The sequence below is a fragment of the Pseudogemmobacter sp. TB195 genome (assembly GCF_058313095.1).
Genome location: NZ_JBZEGG010000252.1, coordinates 1 through 501 on the forward strand (window position 1 = coordinate 1; position 501 = coordinate 501).

The window sequence follows — 501 nt, forward strand, 5'->3', positions numbered from 1 at the left end:
CGATTCTGCTGGTTGAGCACGACATGGACTTCGTCATGGGCCTGACCGACCGGCTGGTGGTGATGGAGTTTGGCTCCCGCCTGGCCGAGGGAACGCCGGCAGAGATCCGCAACAACCCCGCCGTGCTCGAGGCATATCTGGGAGGCGTGGCGTGAGCGCGTTGCTTCAGCTGGAAAAGCTTTCCGTGGCCTATCACGGCGTTGACGCCGTGCGCGGCGTATCCCTGTCGGCGCCGCGCGGCGCCATTGTCTCGGTGATCGGCGCCAACGGCGCCGGCAAATCCACCCTGTTGCGGGCGATTTCCGGCCTGCTGACGCCATCGCGCGGCCAGATCGTCTTTAACGGCCGCGCCATCAGCCGCGACAAACCGCATGCGATCGTCGGGGCAGGGCTGCTGCATGTGGCCGAGGGGCGTCGGCTGTTCAGGTCCCAAAGCGTCGACGACAATCTGGAGCTTGGCGTCTATGGCCTGAAAATGGATGCGGCGGGCTATCAACGCCG

Annotated in this window: 2 protein-coding genes; both read left to right on the forward strand. The window is 65.5% G+C overall.

The window, feature by feature from the left end; all coding sequences use genetic code 11:
- Positions 1 to 62: 62 nt before the first annotated feature.
- The gene (locus AC4FS3_RS29635) at positions 63 to 155 is read left to right on the forward strand and encodes an ABC transporter ATP-binding protein C-terminal domain-containing protein (protein ID WP_491023518.1); all 93 of its coding nucleotides are present in this window, start codon (positions 63 to 65) and stop codon (positions 153 to 155) included.
- Positions 152 to 501 (forward strand): ATP-binding cassette domain-containing protein (locus AC4FS3_RS29640; RefSeq protein WP_491023517.1); only part of this gene is annotated, 350 nt, incomplete at its 3' end. The genes AC4FS3_RS29635 and AC4FS3_RS29640, both read left to right, overlap by 4 nt.

Bases quoted from the DNA above. Each gene is read 5' to 3' on its own strand.
- AC4FS3_RS29635 (WP_491023518.1), top strand. From the start codon at position 63: ATGGAGTTTGGCTCCCGCCTGGCCGAGGGAACGCCGGCAGAGATCCGC.